The following is a 16,834-nucleotide window of genomic DNA, read 5'->3' as shown; positions in this document are numbered from 1 at the left end:
ATGGCACATAAGATTTTATGTGTAACAGATTTAGACGGAACTTTTGTGAAAAATTCTGTTGATGTTAATTCAGTAGACTGGCAAGCTTATCAAAAGTTGACACGTTACAGTGACTTCGCTATTGCTACGGGTCGTTCTGTCAAGGAAATCAACTACATTACGCAACGTAATCAGCTTCATTTAAGCTATGCAATCGGCTTTAATGGCGCCATGATTGCTGAAAATGGGAATATATTATTTTCTCAAAAGTTGGCATCAGTAGATGTACAGGCCTTGTTAGACTACCTCAAAAAAGAAAAACTCGTTTTTGATGCACTTGATGGCGAAGAGAGAATTGGCAACTTTGACCATGAGGACAATCGGCGTTTGTGGAATATGCCCATTCTTTGCTTGGAAAATCCTTATGATCTGGTTCGGCAACGTCAGATTTACAAGTTTAACATTCGTCCAGAAGCAGCGAAAACGTCTGTCTATGTAAAAGAATTAAAAGAACATTTTCCCCACTTAGAAGTCTATCAATCAGGGAGCACTCGCATAGAAGTGACTGCGAAAGATGTTTCAAAAGGTAGTGGTTTACAGCTTTTGAAAAAGCATTATCAACTAGTTGTGGCATTTGGCGACTCTGGAAATGACATCTCGATGTTTGAAAAATCCGATATTTCCTATTGTATGACACATGCCCCTGCCACTGTCCAGGCAGCTGCTTCCTATGTTGTCGACAGCTTTGCAGATGCTATCAAGCATTTGGAGAAGTTATTGTATCAAAATAGTATAAAGGCTTAAGAAAATTCTCTTAGGCTTTTTAGATATTGCTATTATTCTTAATCAGAAAATTTCTTTGGTTTCATGGTATAATAAATAATATGGAAAATAAGAATAAATTACTGTTAATTGATGGCTCTTCTGTAGCTTATCGTGCTTTTTTCGCACTTTACAATCAAATTGATCGATTCAAGAGTCCGTCCGGACTTCATACCAATGCTATTTATGGCTTTCACCTTATGCTCAATCATTTAATGGAGCGGGTGCAGCCGACTCATATCTTGGTGGCATTTGATGCGGGGAAGACCACCTTTCGGACAGAGATGTATGCTGATTACAAAGGTGGTCGAGCTAAAACGCCGGAGGAATTTCGTGAGCAGCTTCCTTTTATCCGAGAAATGCTGGATAAGTTGGGTATTCGCTATTACGACTTGGATCAGTATGAAGCTGATGATATTATTGGAACTCTGGATAAAATGGCTGAAAATACGCCTGTACCCTACGATGTGACGATCGTGAGCGGAGATAAGGATCTAATCCAGCTGACCGATGACAATACAATTGTGGAAATTTCCAAAAAGGGTGTGGCAGAATTTGAGGAATTTACACCAGCCTATCTAATGGAAAAAATGGGAATTACACCAGCCCAGTTCATTGATCTCAAAGCTCTTATGGGCGATTCCTCAGATAATATACCTGGCGTAACTAAAATCGGCGAAAAAACAGGGCTCAAGCTTCTTTTGGAATATGGTTCTCTGGAAGGCATTTATAACAGCATTGACCAAATGAAGCAGTCTAAGATGAAGGAAAATCTCATTAAGGATAAGGAAATAGCTTTCTTGTCTAGAAAGCTTGTCACTATTGACACTCAAGCTCCGATTGAAATCGGTTTAGAAGATATTCTCTATCAAGGATCAGATATTAAACAACTAGGTAGATTCTATGATGAAATGGGCTTTAAACAATTTAAGCAAGCGCTAGAAGCAGAGATAGAGCCAGAGGAAACGACTGACATTACTTTTGAAGAAGTGACGGAAGTTTGTCCAGAAATGCTCAGTGCAGACGGTTTTTTCTACTTTGAAATGTTGGGGGACAATTACCACATAGACGAGATGGTTGGCTTTGCTTGGGGAAATTCACAGCAGATTTATGCCAGTCAGGACATCAGTCTTTTGCAGCAGCCGGTTTTCAAAGAATTTCTGGAAAATACAGCCTTGAAGGTTTATGACTTTAAATGCTCTAAAGTCTTGCTCAGTCGCTTAGGCATTGATCTTTCGCAACCAGCGTTTGACAGTCGTTTAGCTAAGTATCTTCTTTCAACTGTTGACAACAATGAAATTGCAACGATTGCTAATCTTTATGGCAAGACTAGACTCGTTGAAGATGAAGTGGTTTATGGAAAAGGAGCTAAGCGGGCGTTGCCTGAAAAAGCTATTTTATTGAGCCATCTAGCCAAAAAAGTCACAGTTCTCGTTGAAACAGAACAACCTATGACGGACTTGCTACGTCAGCACGATCAACTTAATCTCCTGTACGAAATGGAGCAACCGCTAGCTTTTGTCCTTGCTAAGATGGAAATTGCTGGTATCAAGGTAGAGCGCGAAACATTGCAAACGATGCAGACTGAAAACGAGAGAATTCTGACTCGGCTAACTCAGGAAATCTATGACTTAGCAGGGGAAGAGTTTAATATCAATTCGCCTAAACAGTTGGGGGGCATTCTCTTTGAAAAATTAGGTCTGCCAACATCTTTCACGAAGAAAACCAAAACGGGCTATTCTACAGCCGTGGATGTCTTAGAACGTTTGGCACCAATCGCGCCAATTGTGGAGAAGATTTTGGACTATCGGCAAATTGCTAAAATTCAATCAACCTATGTTATGGGGCTACAGGATTGGATTTTAGCAGACGGAAAGATTCATACTCGCTATCTTCAAGATTTGACCCAGACAGGAAGACTATCTAGTGTGGATCCCAATCTGCAAAATATTCCAATTCGTTTGGAGCAAGGACGCTTAATTCGGAAAGCTTTTGTGCCGGAGTGGAAGGATAGTGTCTTGCTCAGTTCCGACTACTCACAAATTGAGCTGCGCGTTTTGGCGCATATTTCGGGTGATGAACATTTAATTGAAGCATTCAGACATGGAGCTGATATTCACACTTCGACAGCTATGCGGGTTTTTGGTATTGAAAAGCCAGAGGATGTGACACCAAATGATCGTCGTAATGCTAAAGCTGTCAACTTTGGTGTTGTTTATGGGATTTCTGATTTTGGACTTGCCAACAATCTGGGGATTAGCCGTAAAGAAGCTAAATCTTATATTGATACTTATTTTGAACGCTATCCTGGAATTAAGAATTATATGGAAAATGTGGTACGAGAGGCTCGAGATAAAGGCTATGTAGAAACTCTCTTCCACCGTCGTCGGGAGATTCCAGATATTAATTCTCGTAATTTCAATGTCCGAGGATTTGCAGAACGAACAGCAATCAATTCGCCCATTCAGGGCAGTGCAGCTGATATTCTCAAAATTGCTATGATTCGGCTGGATCAAGCTCTGACAGATGGGAATTTTAAAACTAGGATGTTGCTGCAAGTTCATGACGAAATTGTGCTGGAAGTACCTGAAAACGAACTGACCGCTATCAAAACGCTGGTCAAAGACATCATGGAATCTGCCATTGAACTTGTTGTACCCTTGAAAGCGGACGAAAGTGCTGGCAAGACCTGGTATGAAGCGAAGTAGAATCAAAAGTCCCCCAAAGAGCTATATCATTCTGATTTTTTAGCTGTGTTCAGTTCAGATCAGAAACTTTCAAGGCAAATACATCAACTTTATAAAATATTTGTGTTTCTGGTTCAAAAAGGGACGGTATGGCTCACGATACATGAAAGATTACGGAGAAAATTTTATGACCTATCATTTCCAAAATCCCAGCGATGGGGTTATCAAACAGTATTTAAAAAATAGCAAGGTGGTTGCGGTTGTTGGCTTGTCGGATCGTGAGGAGGCAACTAGCCATCGTGTATCCAAAGAGATGCAAGAGAGAGGCTATCGGATTATTCCGATTAATCCACGAGCAGCTGGTAGGAAAATTCTAGGCGAGACTGTGTATGCCAGTCTAAAGGACATTCCTTTTTCTATTGACATTGTAGATATTTATCGTCGCAGTGAATTTCTGCCAGATGTGGCGCGTGATTTTCTGGAAGCAGATGCTACAATTTTCTGGGCGCAGTTGGGTCTGGAGAATGAAGAAGCGGAGCAGATTCTGCGGGCAGCTGGTCGGGATGATATTGTCATGGATCGCTGTATCAAGCAGGAGCACACCCGTCTAATTTTTGGAGAATAAATGGCAACATTGGTGATTATCAGAGGTAATTCTGGTTCAGGAAAAACGAGTTTGGCAAAGAAATTGCAAGAATACTATGGTCGAAAGACGCTGCTCATCTCACAAGATATCGTTCGTCGTGATATGCTGAAAGAAAAGGTCAAGCCGGGTAATCTATCAATCTCTTTGACAGAAACGATCGCCCGCTATGGCTATGAGCGAGATTTGTTGGTTATCGTTGAAGGTTTTTATGAAACAGATATTTATGGGCAAATGCTAGAAAAATTGCATACTCTCTTTTATCCAAAAGTTCTATCTTACTATTATGATTTAACATTTGAAGAGATAGTTCGCCGTCACTAAACGAGAAACAAGAAAGCAGACTTTAGTCCAGCTGATATGAAACGTTGGTGGAAAGAATGTGATTTCTTGGGTTGGGAGGAAGCGATATTTACAGATCAGGTTTCGCTGGAAGATGCTTTTCAAAAAATTTCAAAAAATATCAATTTGTTATAAAAAATTAAGGTTGATTTAAGTTAACTTGGTTATACTATGTTTATCAAATGAAGACCTCCTAACTTTATTTGATAGAAATCCTAAACTTTTTCATAATAATCTCCCTAATAAAAGTCACCCATTGGTGGCTTTTTTCATGTAAAGTTTGCAATAGAACACTTTAGCGGAATCACTTTACGAAAAATGGATACAACTCAAAAGACCTGAACAGTTTATTCAAGTCTTTTGTTGGATTGCCAATTGTTTCACACAAGAAATTAATAAAAAATTGGAGTCTGATCTTGTTCTTTTAGCACAGCTTCATAGAAAAGAGATTGAGCTGTATAAACGTAAGGATAAACGTAAATGGAAGCAATGCCAAAAGTAATAGCGCTTAGTAAGTACCAACCGATAAAGGTTAAATCAAGAACAAATCGCTTTCCTTTATAACCTTTCATCATTTGGCGACTTGCACGGATGATTTTAAAGGCGCTCTCATAGCTCTGGTTTTCTAATGTGTCACAAAGAATAAATTCTACTTGCGAATAAGCGTAATATTGAGGAAGTGCAATAATAATACCGATTACCATCAAAATAAAACCGATTAGAATATAAAGTAACAATGTCCCAACAGTTGTTTGAAGTGCAGTATTTTGTGAGAGAGCTTGAGAATTGGGGAGGAGTTTTATGACACTAAAACTAGCCAGAATCATCATGCCGCTTCCAATCCAGACGAAAATATTCCACAGAAATAGTAATACACGTTTGAGCAAAAGTGTCATGAAAACAGGACCAATTACTTTACTATCAAAAGTCCGAACTGAATCTGTAAAATGCACCTCTTGCCGTTTTCCACGAATGACTTCCAGTAAGGTCCAAAAAGCAGCCGTCAAAAAGAAAGATACGATAAAACTAATCGCGATTGGGAAAAGAGAACGATTGATTCCGTGGATAATCGTCTTTTGAATGCCATATTGTAAGATATTATTGGAAAAGGTATCTGAAGAATAATTGTAAACAACGGAAATAATCGCCGTTAGAATTGGTACTAAAAAGAGTGCATAGATACCTTTGGTTTGACGTTGGATACGACGAGCCTCTGCCCGCAATTCACTTAAATTCATATTTGCCTCCTAATTTGAAACATATTATACCATATTTTGGAGTCAAGTTAATCATAGCTAGCAGAAAACCTTTTGAAAAAATTACTGCTTTATCTTTCCTCTTTTTTTTGATAAAATCATACAGGATGTTGTGAGCAAGTGAAACTCACACACTATAGAATGAAGATCTGGGACTGTTTTTCCCAGCATCGGAGGTAAAAATGTCAGATTCACCGATTCAGTATCGTTTGATTAAAAAAGAAAAGCACACAGGTGCTCGCTTGGGAGAGATTATCACACCTCATGGCACCTTTCCAACACCTATGTTTATGCCGGTCGGCACTCAGGCTACGGTCAAGACTCAGTCTCCTGAGGAGCTCAAGCAAATGGGCTCTGGTATCATCTTGGCCAATACTTACCATCTCTGGTTGCGACCAGGTGATGAGCTGATTGCTCGTGCGGGTGGGCTGCACAAGTTCATGAACTGGGATCAAGCTATTCTAACGGATAGCGGAGGTTTTCAGGTTTATTCCTTGGCAGACAGCCGCAATATCACAGAAGAGGGTGTGACCTTTAAAAATCACCTAAACGGCTCTAAGATGTTTTTGTCGCCAGAAAAAGCGATTTCTATTCAGAACAATCTGGGAAGTGACATCATGATGTCTTTTGATGAATGCCCGCAGTTCTACCAACCGTATGATTATGTCAAGAAATCCATTGAGCGGACGAGTCGCTGGGCAGAGCGTGGGCTTAAAGCTCACAGTCGCCCTCACGATCAAGGACTCTTTGGGATTGTGCAGGGAGCTGGTTTTGAAGATCTGCGTCGTCAATCGGCGCATGATTTGGTCAGCATGGATTTTCCAGGTTATTCTATCGGTGGGCTAGCTGTCGGAGAGTCTCACGAAGAGATGAATGCAGTGCTAGACTTCACAACGCCTATGCTGCCCGAAAGCAAACCTCGCTATCTCATGGGAGTTGGAGCGCCGGATAGTTTGATAGACGGTGTGATTCGGGGCGTTGATATGTTTGATTGCGTCCTGCCAACTCGGATTGCCCGAAACGGCACCTGTATGACCAGCGAAGGACGCTTGGTGATTAAGAATGCTCAGTTTGCAGAAGATTTTACACCACTAGATCATGATTGCGATTGTTATACGTGTAAAAATTACACACGAGCCTATATTCGTCATTTACTAAAAGCTGATGAAACATTTGGCTTGCGTCTAACTAGCTATCATAATCTTTATTTCTTGGTTAATCTGATGAAAAAGGTTCGTCAAGCTATTTTAGATGATAATCTACTAGAATTTCGTGAAGACTTTGTCGAGCGTTATGGCTACAATCGATCCAAGAGGAATTTTTAAGAAATTTTATTTGAAAGGATAAACTATGTCTGATGAAGAAAAATTGCTGGAAAGATTGACAGCATATCTGTCAGACGACCAAAAACATACCCTGCGTATTTACGGTCATGGTGTTTCAGGCAAGTCAACTTTCGCTCGAAAACTCCAACTAATTCTGGGTGAGGAACGAGCCAATCTGCTGGCAACAGATCCTTACGTAATTGTTGGAGAGTATCGAGATTTGCTCAGTTCTAAGGATTTTCCTCATCAAAAAGTAACAGCCTGTCTCCCGGCTGTTCATGAGTTCAGTAGTCTAGAACGAGATATTCGTGCTTTGCAGTCTGGTCTGGATATCTTGACGATAGGTACAGCTTGGGCATCCAGCCTCCGCTTGTCAGCTCAAAAGCCGATTTTAATAGTAGAAGGCATGTCAGCAGCTTTTTTACCAAAGAATCTGTTTGATTTATCTATTTGCTTTCACACGGATGAGGGGACAGAGCTGGAGCGCCGCTTGGCTCGAGATACACAGCCGTTCGAGGTCGCGATGTGCACTGGATTCGGCAAGCGCACACTAGCCGCCGCCAGCAATATGAACACTACTATAAAATGTATCAGGAAGAGGCTGATTTTCTCATCAGCCAGACTGAAGAGGGCTTTGGAATAGATAAAATAAGCAATGGACTTGGAAAATAAAATTCCAGGTCTTTTGTTTTTTTGGCTTATTTTTTGGTAAAATAGAATAAAATAGATTTTATAGCAACGTTGCTAAATGCAGCAATTAACAGAATTTTTGGCTTGCTTGACTCAGCAGTGATGTAGGCTTGCGGGAGTTGGTCGGTCTGTAGCAGTAGTGAAAAGGATTTAGGAGAAATATGCGTATCAAATGGTTTTCAATGGTTCGAGTGACAGGCTTATTGCTGGTTCTCTTGTATCACTTTTTTCAAAAATTATTTCCTGGGGGATTTCTCGGTGTTGATGTCTTTTTTACCTTTTCAGGTTTTCTGATTACAGCGCTCTTGATTGATGAGTTTTCTCAGAGTAAAAAAATAGAGCTTCTAGCCTTCTTTCGACGGCGTTTTTATCGGATTGTTCCCCCTGTCATCGTCATGGTATTGGTGATCATGCCCTTTACCTTTTTGATTCGGCGGGATTTTGTAGCCGGTATTGGAACGCAGATTGCAGCAGTCATGGGCTTTGTGACTAACTTTTACGAAATGATGACGGGTGGAAGCTACGAGGCTCAGTTTATTCCACATTTATTTGTCCATAACTGGAGTCTGGCTGTAGAGGTTCATTATTATCTACTTTGGGGACTGGCCGTCTGGTTCCTAGCCCAATATTGCAAAACAGCCGGTCAGCTGAGGGGCAGTATCTTTTTGCTGTCTTCGTTTGGTTTGCTTATCAGCTTTCTCAGTATGTTTATTGGCAGCCTTTTAGGACTCAGTTTTTCGGAGCTTTATTTCTCGACCTGGACTCACATTTATCCTTTCTTTGTCGGCAGTATCCTAGCGACCTTGACCGGTATCAAACAGATGACAGGCCTGTTAAAGAAAATAATTCGCTCCTGGTCTTTGCGAGAGGCTTGTCTGGTCTTTGCGGCGGGAGCGGGTCTCTTAGCTATGATGATGTTCTGGATCAAGTTTGATTCGCTTTTTACCTATTTGCTTGGTTTTCTTTTGGCTAGTTTGTCAGCGGCGGCTATGATATTGGCTACACGGGTCTTGCATGAGAAGACTCCCGACCTAAAAGAACCGCTAGTTTTGACAGTGATTGCTGATACGAGTTATGGAGTCTATCTTTTCCACTGGCCTTTCTACACGATTTTTTCACAGCTGATGGGCAATCTGCCTGCGGTGATGTTAACAAGTCTTCTTTCTCTTGCTTTTGCTGGACTGTCCTTTTATGTTATTGAGCCAATCATTGCTGGGAAGTCCCCTGCTTTTCTCGGTTGGGACTTGCATTTTACGCAGTTGAAAAAGGTCTTGGCAATGAGTTCCGTAGGTTTGCTTCTTATCAGCCTGCTGGCTATCGGACTTGCTCCGAAGATTGGGGCGTTTGAGACAGATATGCTAGTCAATGGTCTTCATCAGGCTGACACCAAGCTAAATCGGACTAAAAGTCTTGCAGAAAAAGGAGAAGCTAGTAGTTACAATATTGCAGATGGTGTGACGATTATTGGTGACTCCGTTACCTTACGGGCTAGTACTCCGCTGAAGGCAATCCTGCCGGATGCACAAGTCGATGCTCAAGGCAGTCGCAATACAGCTCAGGCTCGCGAAATTATGAGCAATAATGCCGCAGCTGGCGGCTTGCTCAAGACCGTCGTGGTAGCAACCGGTGTTAATATTGTCTTTAACTACGAAGAAGAACTGAATGAGTTGGTCAAGACCCTACCGAAGGGACATCGGCTTATTCTGGTAACTCCTTACGATGGTAATTCAGACAAATATGACAATCCTGTCGCCGAAAAACATGCGCAATATGCCAGAGAGTTAGCCAAGAAATATGCTTACGTCACCATTGCCGATTGGAACACTACTGCCAAGCAGCACCCAGAAATCTGGGTAGGTAGTGATCATATCCACTTTGGAGAAGATGCCGACACAATTGCTGCAGGTGGTCGACTCTATGCGCAGGAAATTCAAAAGGCTGTCACAAAAGCAGCAGATGGGCCTGTAAAGCACAAGTAAATTCTTAGTGCATGGGGAAGTGCAAGTTTGTATTGAACATTCGATTTATCCTAGTAGTTAAAAATCTGTGCAAGCCCTTCAACTAAACATGTAGGAAACAAACTGACTTTAAGCGTGGAAGGGGTAGTTTGTCTTCTTACCAGGCAATTCTACTTATTCATATTAAAGAAAAAATGATTTGTAAATGTCAAGCCTCATTTTAAATGAGACTTGATTTTTTTGTGTTGGTACTTACGACTAATAAAGATTTCTATATTTAATCTCTTGCTTTTTCAGAAGATAGTAAAAGCTCAATAAGAAAGGGGAACGCTTTCAAATAAAAAAACTAAAAAACTTGCTCAAATCCCTTGCAATGCTTGGTTCTTTGTGTTAAGATATTATGGTGCTGTGAAAAACAGTCTATAGCTTTGATGCAAGAGGTTGCGACACGCTCGGTTGCATTGCCACGTGATCGCCTGTCGGTTTTCTTGTGGAGCTAGCCTATTATCTTAAATAGACGAAAAAGGAGAAAAAGATGGCAGACAAAAAAATCCGCATCCGTTTGAAAGCTTACGAACATCGTACACTTGACACAGCGGCTGCAAAAATCGTAGAAACTGCTACTCGTACAGGTGCTGAAGTTGCAGGTCCAATCCCACTTCCAACTGAACGCAGCCTCTACACAATCATTCGTGCGACTCATAAATATAAAGATTCTCGCGAACAATTTGAAATGCGTACGCATAAACGTTTGATCGACATCATTAACCCAACTCAAAAAACAGTTGACGCTTTGATGAAATTGGATCTTCCAAGTGGTGTGAACGTAGAGATTAAACTTTAATCAAATATTAAGAAATCGTTCAAGTGAAATTGAACACAGGCTAAGAGCTGTGCAAAAAAGATAAACTTCCTAGTGTTCATCGAACACGGCGTCAGTTTCCTATTTTTGCTTCGCTCTTGACGCCCTTGGTATCTTAATCTTGAGCATGAAAAACGCTCGTTAAAAACTTTTTGAAAAAACTATAGAAAAGGAAACATTTTCTCATGACAAAAGGAATCTTAGGGAAAAAAGTGGGAATGACTCAAATCTTCACTGAAGCTGGCGAATTAATCCCTGTGACTGTTGTTGAAGCAGCTCCAAACGTTGTTCTTCAAGTGAAAACAGTTGAAACAGATGGTTACAACGCAGTTCAAGTTGGTTTTGATGACCTTCGTGACGTATTGAGTAACAAACCTGCTAAAGGACATGTAGCAAAAGCTAACACGGCTCCTAAGCGCTTCATTCGTGAATTCAAAAACATTGAAGGCTTAGAAGTTGGTGCAGAAATTACAGTTGACACTTTCGCAGCCGGCGATGTTGTTGATGTAACAGGAACTTCAAAAGGTAAAGGTTTCCAAGGTGTTATCAAACGCCACGGTCAATCTCGTGGGCCAATGGCTCATGGTTCTCGTTATCACCGTCGTCCTGGTTCAATGGGACCAGTTGCGCCTAACCGTGTTTTCAAAAATAAACACTTGGCAGGTCGTATGGGGGGCAACCGTGTGACGATTCAAAATCTTGAAATTGCACAAGTTGTTCCAGAGAAAAACGTTATCCTGATCAAAGGTAACGTACCTGGTGCTAAGAAATCTCTTATCACGATCAAATCAGCAGTTAAAGCTGGTAAATAATAAGGAAAGGGGAAATCAGTCACAATGGCAAACGTAAAATTATTTGACCAAACTGGTAAAGAAGCTGGTGAAGTAGTTCTTAACGATGCAGTATTTGGTATCGAACCAAATGAATCAGTTGTATTTGATGTTGTCATCAGTCAACGTGCAAGTCTTCGTCAAGGAACTCACGCTGTTAAAAACCGCTCTGCAGTATCAGGTGGCGGACGCAAACCATGGCGTCAAAAAGGAACTGGACGTGCGCGTCAAGGTTCTATTCGCTCTCCACAATGGCGTGGTGGTGGTACCGTATTTGGTCCAACTCCTCGTTCATATGCCTACAAACTTCCACAAAAAGTTCGTAGATTGGCACTTAAATCAGTTTATTCTGAAAAAGTTGCTGAAAACAAATTCGTAGCTGTAGACAGCCTTTCATTTACAGCTCCAAAAACTGCTGAGTTTGCGAAAGTACTTGCTGCGCTTAGCATTGATTCAAAAGTACTTGTAATTCTTGAAGAAGGAAATGAATTTGCTGCACTTTCAGCTCGTAACCTTCCAAATGTGAAAGTTGCAACTGCAACAACTGCAAGTGTTCTTGACATCGTAAATAGCGACAAACTTCTTGTTACTAAAGAAGCTATCTCTACAATTGAGGAGGTTCTTGCATAATGAATTTGTATGACGTAATCAAAAAGCCTATCATTACAGAAAGCTCAATGGCTCTTCTTGAAGAAGGTAAATACGTATTTGAGGTGGACACTCGTGCTCATAAGCTTCTTATCAAACAAGCAGTTGAAGCTGCTTTTGATGGAGTAAAGGTTGCAAACGTGAACACAATAAATGTAAAACCAAAAGCAAAACGTGTAGGGCGTTATACTGGCTTTACAAATAAAACTAAAAAAGCTATCATCACTCTTACAGCTGATTCTAAAGCAATCGAGTTGTTTGGTGCTGAAGCAGAATAATCTAAGGAGGAAATATCGTGGGAATCAGAGTTTATAAACCAACTACAAATGGTCGCCGTAATATGACTTCTTTGGATTTTGCCGAAATCACAACGAGCACTCCAGAAAAAACTTTGCTTGTTTCTTTGAACAACAAAGCCGGTCGTAACAACAACGGTCGTATCACTGTTCGTCACCAAGGCGGCGGACACAAACGCCACTATCGTTTAATTGACTTCAAACGCAATAAAGATGGTGTTGAAGCAGTCGTTAAAACAATTGAATACGATCCAAATCGTTCAGCGAATATCGCTCTTGTGCATTACACTGATGGTGTAAAAGCTTATATCATCGCTCCTAAGGGCCTTGAAGTTGGCCAACGCATCGTTTCTGGACCAGAAGCAGATATCAAAGTCGGAAACGCTCTTCCACTCGCTAATATCCCAGTCGGTACATTGATTCATAATATTGAATTGAAACCAGGTCATGGCGGTGAATTAGTACGTGCTGCCGGAGCTTCTGCTCAAGTGTTGGGGCAAGAAGGGAAATACGTCCTTGTTCGTCTTCAATCTGGTGAAGTTCGTATGATTCTTGGCACTTGCCGTGCCACAGTTGGTGTTGTCGGAAATGAACAACACGGTTTGGTTAATCTTGGTAAAGCAGGACGTAGCCGTTGGAAAGGTATTCGCCCAACAGTTCGCGGTTCTGTAATGAACCCTAACGATCACCCGCACGGTGGTGGTGAAGGTAAAGCACCAGTTGGTCGTAAAGCGCCATCTACTCCATGGGGCAAACCTGCTCTTGGACTTAAAACTCGTAACAAAAAAGCGAAATCTGACAAACTCATCGTTCGTCGTCGCAACGAGAAATAATCTAAAACAATCTATCCGCCAGCTCGGTAGTGCTGCTAAGCAGCGCAGGCCGCTGTGGTACTTATTTTAAAGGAGAAAACATAAAAATGGGACGCAGTCTTAAAAAAGGACCTTTCGTCGATGAGCATTTGATGAAGAAAGTTGAAGCTCAAGCCAACGACGAAAAGAAAAAAGTCATCAAAACTTGGTCACGTCGTTCAACGATCTTCCCAAGTTTCATCGGATATACAATCGCAGTCTATGACGGCCGCAAGCATGTACCTGTATATATTCAGGAAGACATGGTAGGTCACAAGCTTGGTGAGTTTGCGCCAACTCGTACTTACAAGGGTCACGCAGCTGACGATAAGAAGACACGTAGATAAGAGAGGAGAAGGACATGGCAGAAATTACTTCAGCTAAAGCAATGGCTCGTACAGTGCGCGTTTCCCCTCGCAAATCTCGTCTGGTTTTGGACAATATCCGTGGGAAAGATGTCGCTGACGCAATCGCAATCTTGAAATTCACTCCAAACAAAGCTGCTGGCATTATCGAAAAAGTGCTCAATTCAGCAATCGCTAACGCAGAAAACAACTTTGGTTTGGAAAAAGCAAACTTGGTAGTATCTGAAGCTTACGCAAACGAAGGACCAACCATGAAACGTTTCCGTCCACGTGCGAAAGGTTCAGCTTCACCAATCAACAAACGCACTAGCCACATCACAGTGGTTGTTGCAGAAAAATAAGGAGGTAAAATCGTGGGTCAAAAAGTACATCCAATAGGTATGCGTGTCGGTATCATCCGTGACTGGGATGCCAAATGGTATGCTGAAAAAGAATACGCGGATTACCTTCATGAAGATCTTGCAATCCGTAAATTCATTCAAAAAGAATTAGCTGACGCAGCTGTTTCAACTATTGAAATCGAACGCGCAGTAAACAAAGTAAATGTTTCCCTTCACACTGCCAAACCAGGTATGGTTATCGGTAAAGGTGGTGCAAACGTTGATGCACTTCGTGCAAAACTTAACAAATTGACTAGAAAACAAGTCCACATCAACATCATTGAAATCAAATCACCAGATTTAGATGCTCATCTTGTTGGTGAAGGTATTGCTCGCCAGTTAGAGCAACGTGTTGCTTTCCGCCGTGCTCAAAAACAAGCTATCCAACGTACTATGCGTGCTGGTGCTAAAGGGATTAAAACTCAAGTATCTGGTCGTTTGAACGGTGCAGATATCGCTCGTGCAGAAGGATATTCTGAAGGAACTGTTCCACTTCACACACTTCGCGCAGATATTGACTACGCTTGGGAAGAAGCAGATACTACTTACGGTAAACTTGGTGTTAAAGTTTGGATTTACCGCGGAGAAGTTCTTCCGGCTCGTAAAAACACTAAAGGAGGTAAATAACCAATGTTAGTACCTAAACGTGTTAAACACCGTCGCGAATTTCGTGGTAAAATGCGCGGTGAAGCTAAAGGTGGTAAAGAAGTAGCATTTGGAGAATATGGTCTTCAAGCAACTACTAGCCATTGGATCACAAACCGCCAAATCGAAGCTGCCCGTATCGCTATGACGCGTTACATGAAACGTGGTGGTAAAGTTTGGATTAAAATCTTCCCACATAAATCATACACTGCCAAAGCTATCGGTGTGCGTATGGGATCTGGGAAAGGTGCTCCAGAAGGTTGGGTTGCACCCGTTAAACGTGGTAAAGTGATGTTTGAAATCGCTGGTGTATCAGAAGAAGTTGCTCGTGAAGCCCTTCGTCTTGCAAGCCACAAATTACCAGTTAAAACAAAATTCGTAAAACGTGAAGCTGAATAAGGAGAAGACATGAAACTTAATGAAGTAAAAGAATTTGTTAAAGAACTTCGTGGTCTTTCTCAAGAAGAACTCGCGAAGCGTGAAAATGAATTAAAGAAAGAATTGTTTGAACTTCGTTTCCAAGCAGCAGCGGGTCAATTAGAACAAACCGCACGCTTGAAAGAAGTGAAAAAACAAATCGCTCGTATCAAAACTGTTCAATCAGAAGTTAAGTAATAGACTTGGGAAAGGAGAAATTCTAAAATGGAACGTAATCAACGTAAAACTCTTGTTGGACGCGTTGTTTCTGACAAGATGGATAAAACAATCACAGTTGTAGTTGAAACTAAACGTAACCACCCAGTCTATGGTAAGCGTATTAACTACTCTAAAAAATACAAAGCACATGATGAAAATAACATCGCTAAAGAAGGCGACATCGTTCGTATCATGGAAACTCGTCCGCTTTCAGCTACAAAACGCTTCCGTCTTGTAGAAGTTGTAGAAGAAGCTGTTATTATCTAATCTTACCTGAAAGGAGAAAACTTAAATGATTCAAACAGAAACTCGTTTGAAAGTTGCTGACAACAGCGGTGCCCGCGAAATCTTGACAATCAAAGTTCTTGGTGGTTCAAAACGCAAATTCGCTAGCATTGGTGATGTCATCGTTGCATCTGTAAAACAAGCTACTCCTGGTGGTACGGTTAAAAAAGGTGACGTTGTAAAAGCGGTTATCGTTCGTACTAAATCAGGTGCTCGTCGTAAAGATGGTTCATACATCAAATTCGACGAAAACGCTGCAGTGATTATCCGTGATGATAAAACTCCTCGCGGAACTCGTATCTTTGGCCCAGTTGCACGTGAATTGCGTGAAGGTGGATTCATGAAGATTGTGTCACTTGCCCCAGAAGTACTTTAATCTCAAACAAACTAAGTCCCCTATCTTTAATTAGATAGGGTGCCTATCAAGGCGTAAGAAATCAAAGGAGAAACCAATGTTTGTAAAAACTGGCGACAAAGTTCGCGTGATTGCTGGTAAGGACAAGGGTGTTGAAGCCAAAGTCATTGCCGCACTTCCAAAGGTAAATAAAGTTGTTGTTGAAGGTGTAAACATCATCAAGAAACACCAAAAACCTAATAATGAAAACCCTCAAGGTGCTATCGTAGAAAAAGAAGCACCAATCCATGTATCTAACGTTCAAGTGTTGGACAAAAATGGTGTTGCAGGGCGTGTTGGCTACAAGTTTGTAGACGGCAAAAAAGTTCGTTACAATAAAAAATCAGGCGAAGTGCTTGACTAATCACGAAGGAAAGGAGAAGTATAATGGCTAATCGTTTAAAAGAAAAATATCTTAATGAAGTAGTTCCTGCTTTGACTGAAAAGTTCAACTACTCATCTGTTATGGCTGTGCCAAAAGTGGATAAAATCGTTTTGAACATGGGTGTTGGTGACGCTGTTTCAAACGCTAAAAATCTTGAAAAAGCTGCTGAAGAGCTTGCTCTGATCTCAGGTCAAAAACCACTTATTACTAAAGCTAAAAAATCAATCGCCGGCTTCCGTCTTCGTGAAGGTGTAGCGATCGGTGCTAAAGTAACTCTTCGTGGTGAACGTATGTATGAGTTTTTGGATAAATTGGTTACTGTATCGCTTCCACGTGTTCGTGACTTCCACGGAGTTCCAACAAAATCATTTGATGGACGTGGAAATTATACACTTGGTGTGAAAGAACAGTTGATTTTCCCAGAAATTAGCTTTGATGATGTTGATAAGACACGCGGTCTAGATATCGTTATCGTAACAACTGCTAACACCGATGAAGAATCACGTGAATTGCTTACAGGCCTTGGAATGCCTTTTGCAAAATAATCTAGGAGGT

20 protein-coding genes and 2 pseudogenes are annotated in these 16,834 nt (G+C 41.2%); 21 read left to right on the top strand and 1 reads right to left on the bottom strand.

Annotation, left to right across the window (positions count from 1 at the left end; genetic code table 11):
- From H8787_RS09110 to H8787_RS09095, 4 genes and pseudogenes are all read left to right on the top strand, one after another.
- Window positions 1–783, top strand: a complete 783-nt coding sequence (locus tag H8787_RS09110) for a Cof-type HAD-IIB family hydrolase (protein WP_003034796.1) — start codon at window positions 1–3, stop codon at window positions 781–783.
- Between the two features lie 80 nt (window positions 784–863).
- A complete protein-coding gene (polA, locus tag H8787_RS09105; protein ID WP_187327899.1) occupies window positions 864–3,509 on the top strand; it encodes a DNA polymerase I in 2,646 nt (881 codons plus the stop codon).
- Window positions 3,510–3,675: 166 nt separating this feature from the next.
- Window positions 3,676–4,113 carry a CoA-binding protein gene (locus tag H8787_RS09100; protein WP_187327898.1) on the top strand — a complete coding sequence of 146 codons (438 nt, stop codon included), beginning with the start codon at window positions 3,676–3,678 and terminating at the stop codon, window positions 4,111–4,113.
- Window positions 4,114–4,608 (top strand): annotated as a pseudogene (locus tag H8787_RS09095) (kinase).
- A gap of 257 nt (window positions 4,609–4,865) precedes the next feature.
- Here the strand turns inward: H8787_RS09095 and H8787_RS09090 are convergent.
- The gene (locus H8787_RS09090) at window positions 4,866–5,711 is read right to left on the bottom strand and encodes a DUF975 family protein (RefSeq protein WP_187327897.1); all 846 of its coding nucleotides are present in this window, start codon (window positions 5,709–5,711) and stop codon (window positions 4,866–4,868) included.
- A gap of 200 nt (window positions 5,712–5,911) precedes the next feature.
- Here H8787_RS09090 and tgt point away from each other — a divergent pair, with 200 nt between their 5' ends.
- From tgt to rplE, 17 genes and pseudogenes are all read left to right on the top strand, one after another.
- A complete protein-coding gene (gene tgt / locus H8787_RS09085) occupies window positions 5,912–7,054 on the top strand; it encodes a tRNA guanosine(34) transglycosylase Tgt (RefSeq protein WP_037598467.1) in 1,143 nt (380 codons plus the stop codon).
- A 25-nt stretch (window positions 7,055–7,079) separates the two neighbouring features.
- Window positions 7,080–7,726, top strand: a pseudogene (locus H8787_RS09080) (uridine kinase).
- 179 nt (window positions 7,727–7,905) lie between these two features.
- Window positions 7,906–9,723 carry an acyltransferase family protein gene (locus tag H8787_RS09075; protein WP_187327896.1) on the top strand — a complete coding sequence of 606 codons (1,818 nt, stop codon included), beginning with the start codon at window positions 7,906–7,908 and terminating at the stop codon, window positions 9,721–9,723.
- 514 nt (window positions 9,724–10,237) lie between these two features.
- Complete coding sequence (gene rpsJ / locus H8787_RS09070) at window positions 10,238–10,546, top strand: 30S ribosomal protein S10 (protein WP_187327895.1); 309 nt, start codon at window positions 10,238–10,240, stop codon at window positions 10,544–10,546.
- Window positions 10,547–10,749: 203 nt separating this feature from the next.
- Window positions 10,750–11,376: a 50S ribosomal protein L3 gene (gene rplC, locus H8787_RS09065; protein WP_003029484.1), complete on the top strand. Its 627-nt coding sequence runs from the start codon at window positions 10,750–10,752 to the stop codon at window positions 11,374–11,376.
- Between the two features lie 24 nt (window positions 11,377–11,400).
- Window positions 11,401–12,024: a 50S ribosomal protein L4 gene (gene rplD / locus H8787_RS09060; protein ID WP_003029483.1), complete on the top strand. Its 624-nt coding sequence runs from the start codon at window positions 11,401–11,403 to the stop codon at window positions 12,022–12,024.
- Window positions 12,024–12,320: a 50S ribosomal protein L23 gene (locus H8787_RS09055; protein ID WP_003075202.1), complete on the top strand. Its 297-nt coding sequence runs from the start codon at window positions 12,024–12,026 to the stop codon at window positions 12,318–12,320. The genes rplD and H8787_RS09055 overlap by 1 nt, the downstream gene beginning before the upstream one ends.
- 17 nt (window positions 12,321–12,337) lie before the next feature.
- Window positions 12,338–13,171 carry a 50S ribosomal protein L2 gene (gene rplB / locus H8787_RS09050; RefSeq protein WP_003071334.1) on the top strand — a complete coding sequence of 278 codons (834 nt, stop codon included), beginning with the start codon at window positions 12,338–12,340 and terminating at the stop codon, window positions 13,169–13,171.
- A gap of 86 nt (window positions 13,172–13,257) precedes the next feature.
- Window positions 13,258–13,536, top strand: a complete 279-nt coding sequence (gene rpsS, locus H8787_RS09045; RefSeq protein ID WP_000533765.1) for a 30S ribosomal protein S19 — start codon at window positions 13,258–13,260, stop codon at window positions 13,534–13,536.
- 14 nt (window positions 13,537–13,550) lie between these two features.
- On the top strand, window positions 13,551–13,895 hold the full coding sequence (gene rplV / locus H8787_RS09040) for a 50S ribosomal protein L22 (protein WP_003026550.1): 345 nt from the start codon (window positions 13,551–13,553) through the stop codon (window positions 13,893–13,895).
- A gap of 12 nt (window positions 13,896–13,907) precedes the next feature.
- Entirely contained in the window at window positions 13,908–14,561 is a 654-nt protein-coding gene (rpsC, locus tag H8787_RS09035) for a 30S ribosomal protein S3 (protein WP_003071330.1), read from the top strand.
- Window positions 14,562–14,564: 3 nt separating this feature from the next.
- On the top strand, window positions 14,565–14,978 hold the full coding sequence (rplP, locus tag H8787_RS09030) for a 50S ribosomal protein L16 (RefSeq protein ID WP_003062852.1): 414 nt from the start codon (window positions 14,565–14,567) through the stop codon (window positions 14,976–14,978).
- 9 nt (window positions 14,979–14,987) lie between these two features.
- Entirely contained in the window at window positions 14,988–15,194 is a 207-nt protein-coding gene (rpmC, locus tag H8787_RS09025; RefSeq protein ID WP_003071328.1) for a 50S ribosomal protein L29, read from the top strand.
- Window positions 15,195–15,221: 27 nt separating this feature from the next.
- On the top strand, window positions 15,222–15,482 hold the full coding sequence (gene rpsQ / locus H8787_RS09020) for a 30S ribosomal protein S17 (RefSeq protein WP_003026542.1): 261 nt from the start codon (window positions 15,222–15,224) through the stop codon (window positions 15,480–15,482).
- 25 nt (window positions 15,483–15,507) lie between these two features.
- Window positions 15,508–15,876: a 50S ribosomal protein L14 gene (gene rplN / locus H8787_RS09015; RefSeq protein ID WP_003071326.1), complete on the top strand. Its 369-nt coding sequence runs from the start codon at window positions 15,508–15,510 to the stop codon at window positions 15,874–15,876.
- Between the two features lie 76 nt (window positions 15,877–15,952).
- Window positions 15,953–16,258: a 50S ribosomal protein L24 gene (rplX, locus tag H8787_RS09010; protein ID WP_003071325.1), complete on the top strand. Its 306-nt coding sequence runs from the start codon at window positions 15,953–15,955 to the stop codon at window positions 16,256–16,258.
- 23 nt (window positions 16,259–16,281) lie between these two features.
- The gene (gene rplE, locus H8787_RS09005; RefSeq protein WP_003071324.1) at window positions 16,282–16,824 is read left to right on the top strand and encodes a 50S ribosomal protein L5; all 543 of its coding nucleotides are present in this window, start codon (window positions 16,282–16,284) and stop codon (window positions 16,822–16,824) included.
- The last annotated feature ends 10 nt before the right edge of the window (window positions 16,825–16,834 follow it).

Source organism: Streptococcus sp. NSJ-72 (assembly GCF_014334035.1).
Taxonomy (GTDB): domain Bacteria; phylum Bacillota; class Bacilli; order Lactobacillales; family Streptococcaceae; genus Streptococcus; species Streptococcus constellatus.
Note: the sequence above shows the minus strand (reverse complement) of the source record. Positions and strands in the feature narration are given on the sequence as shown.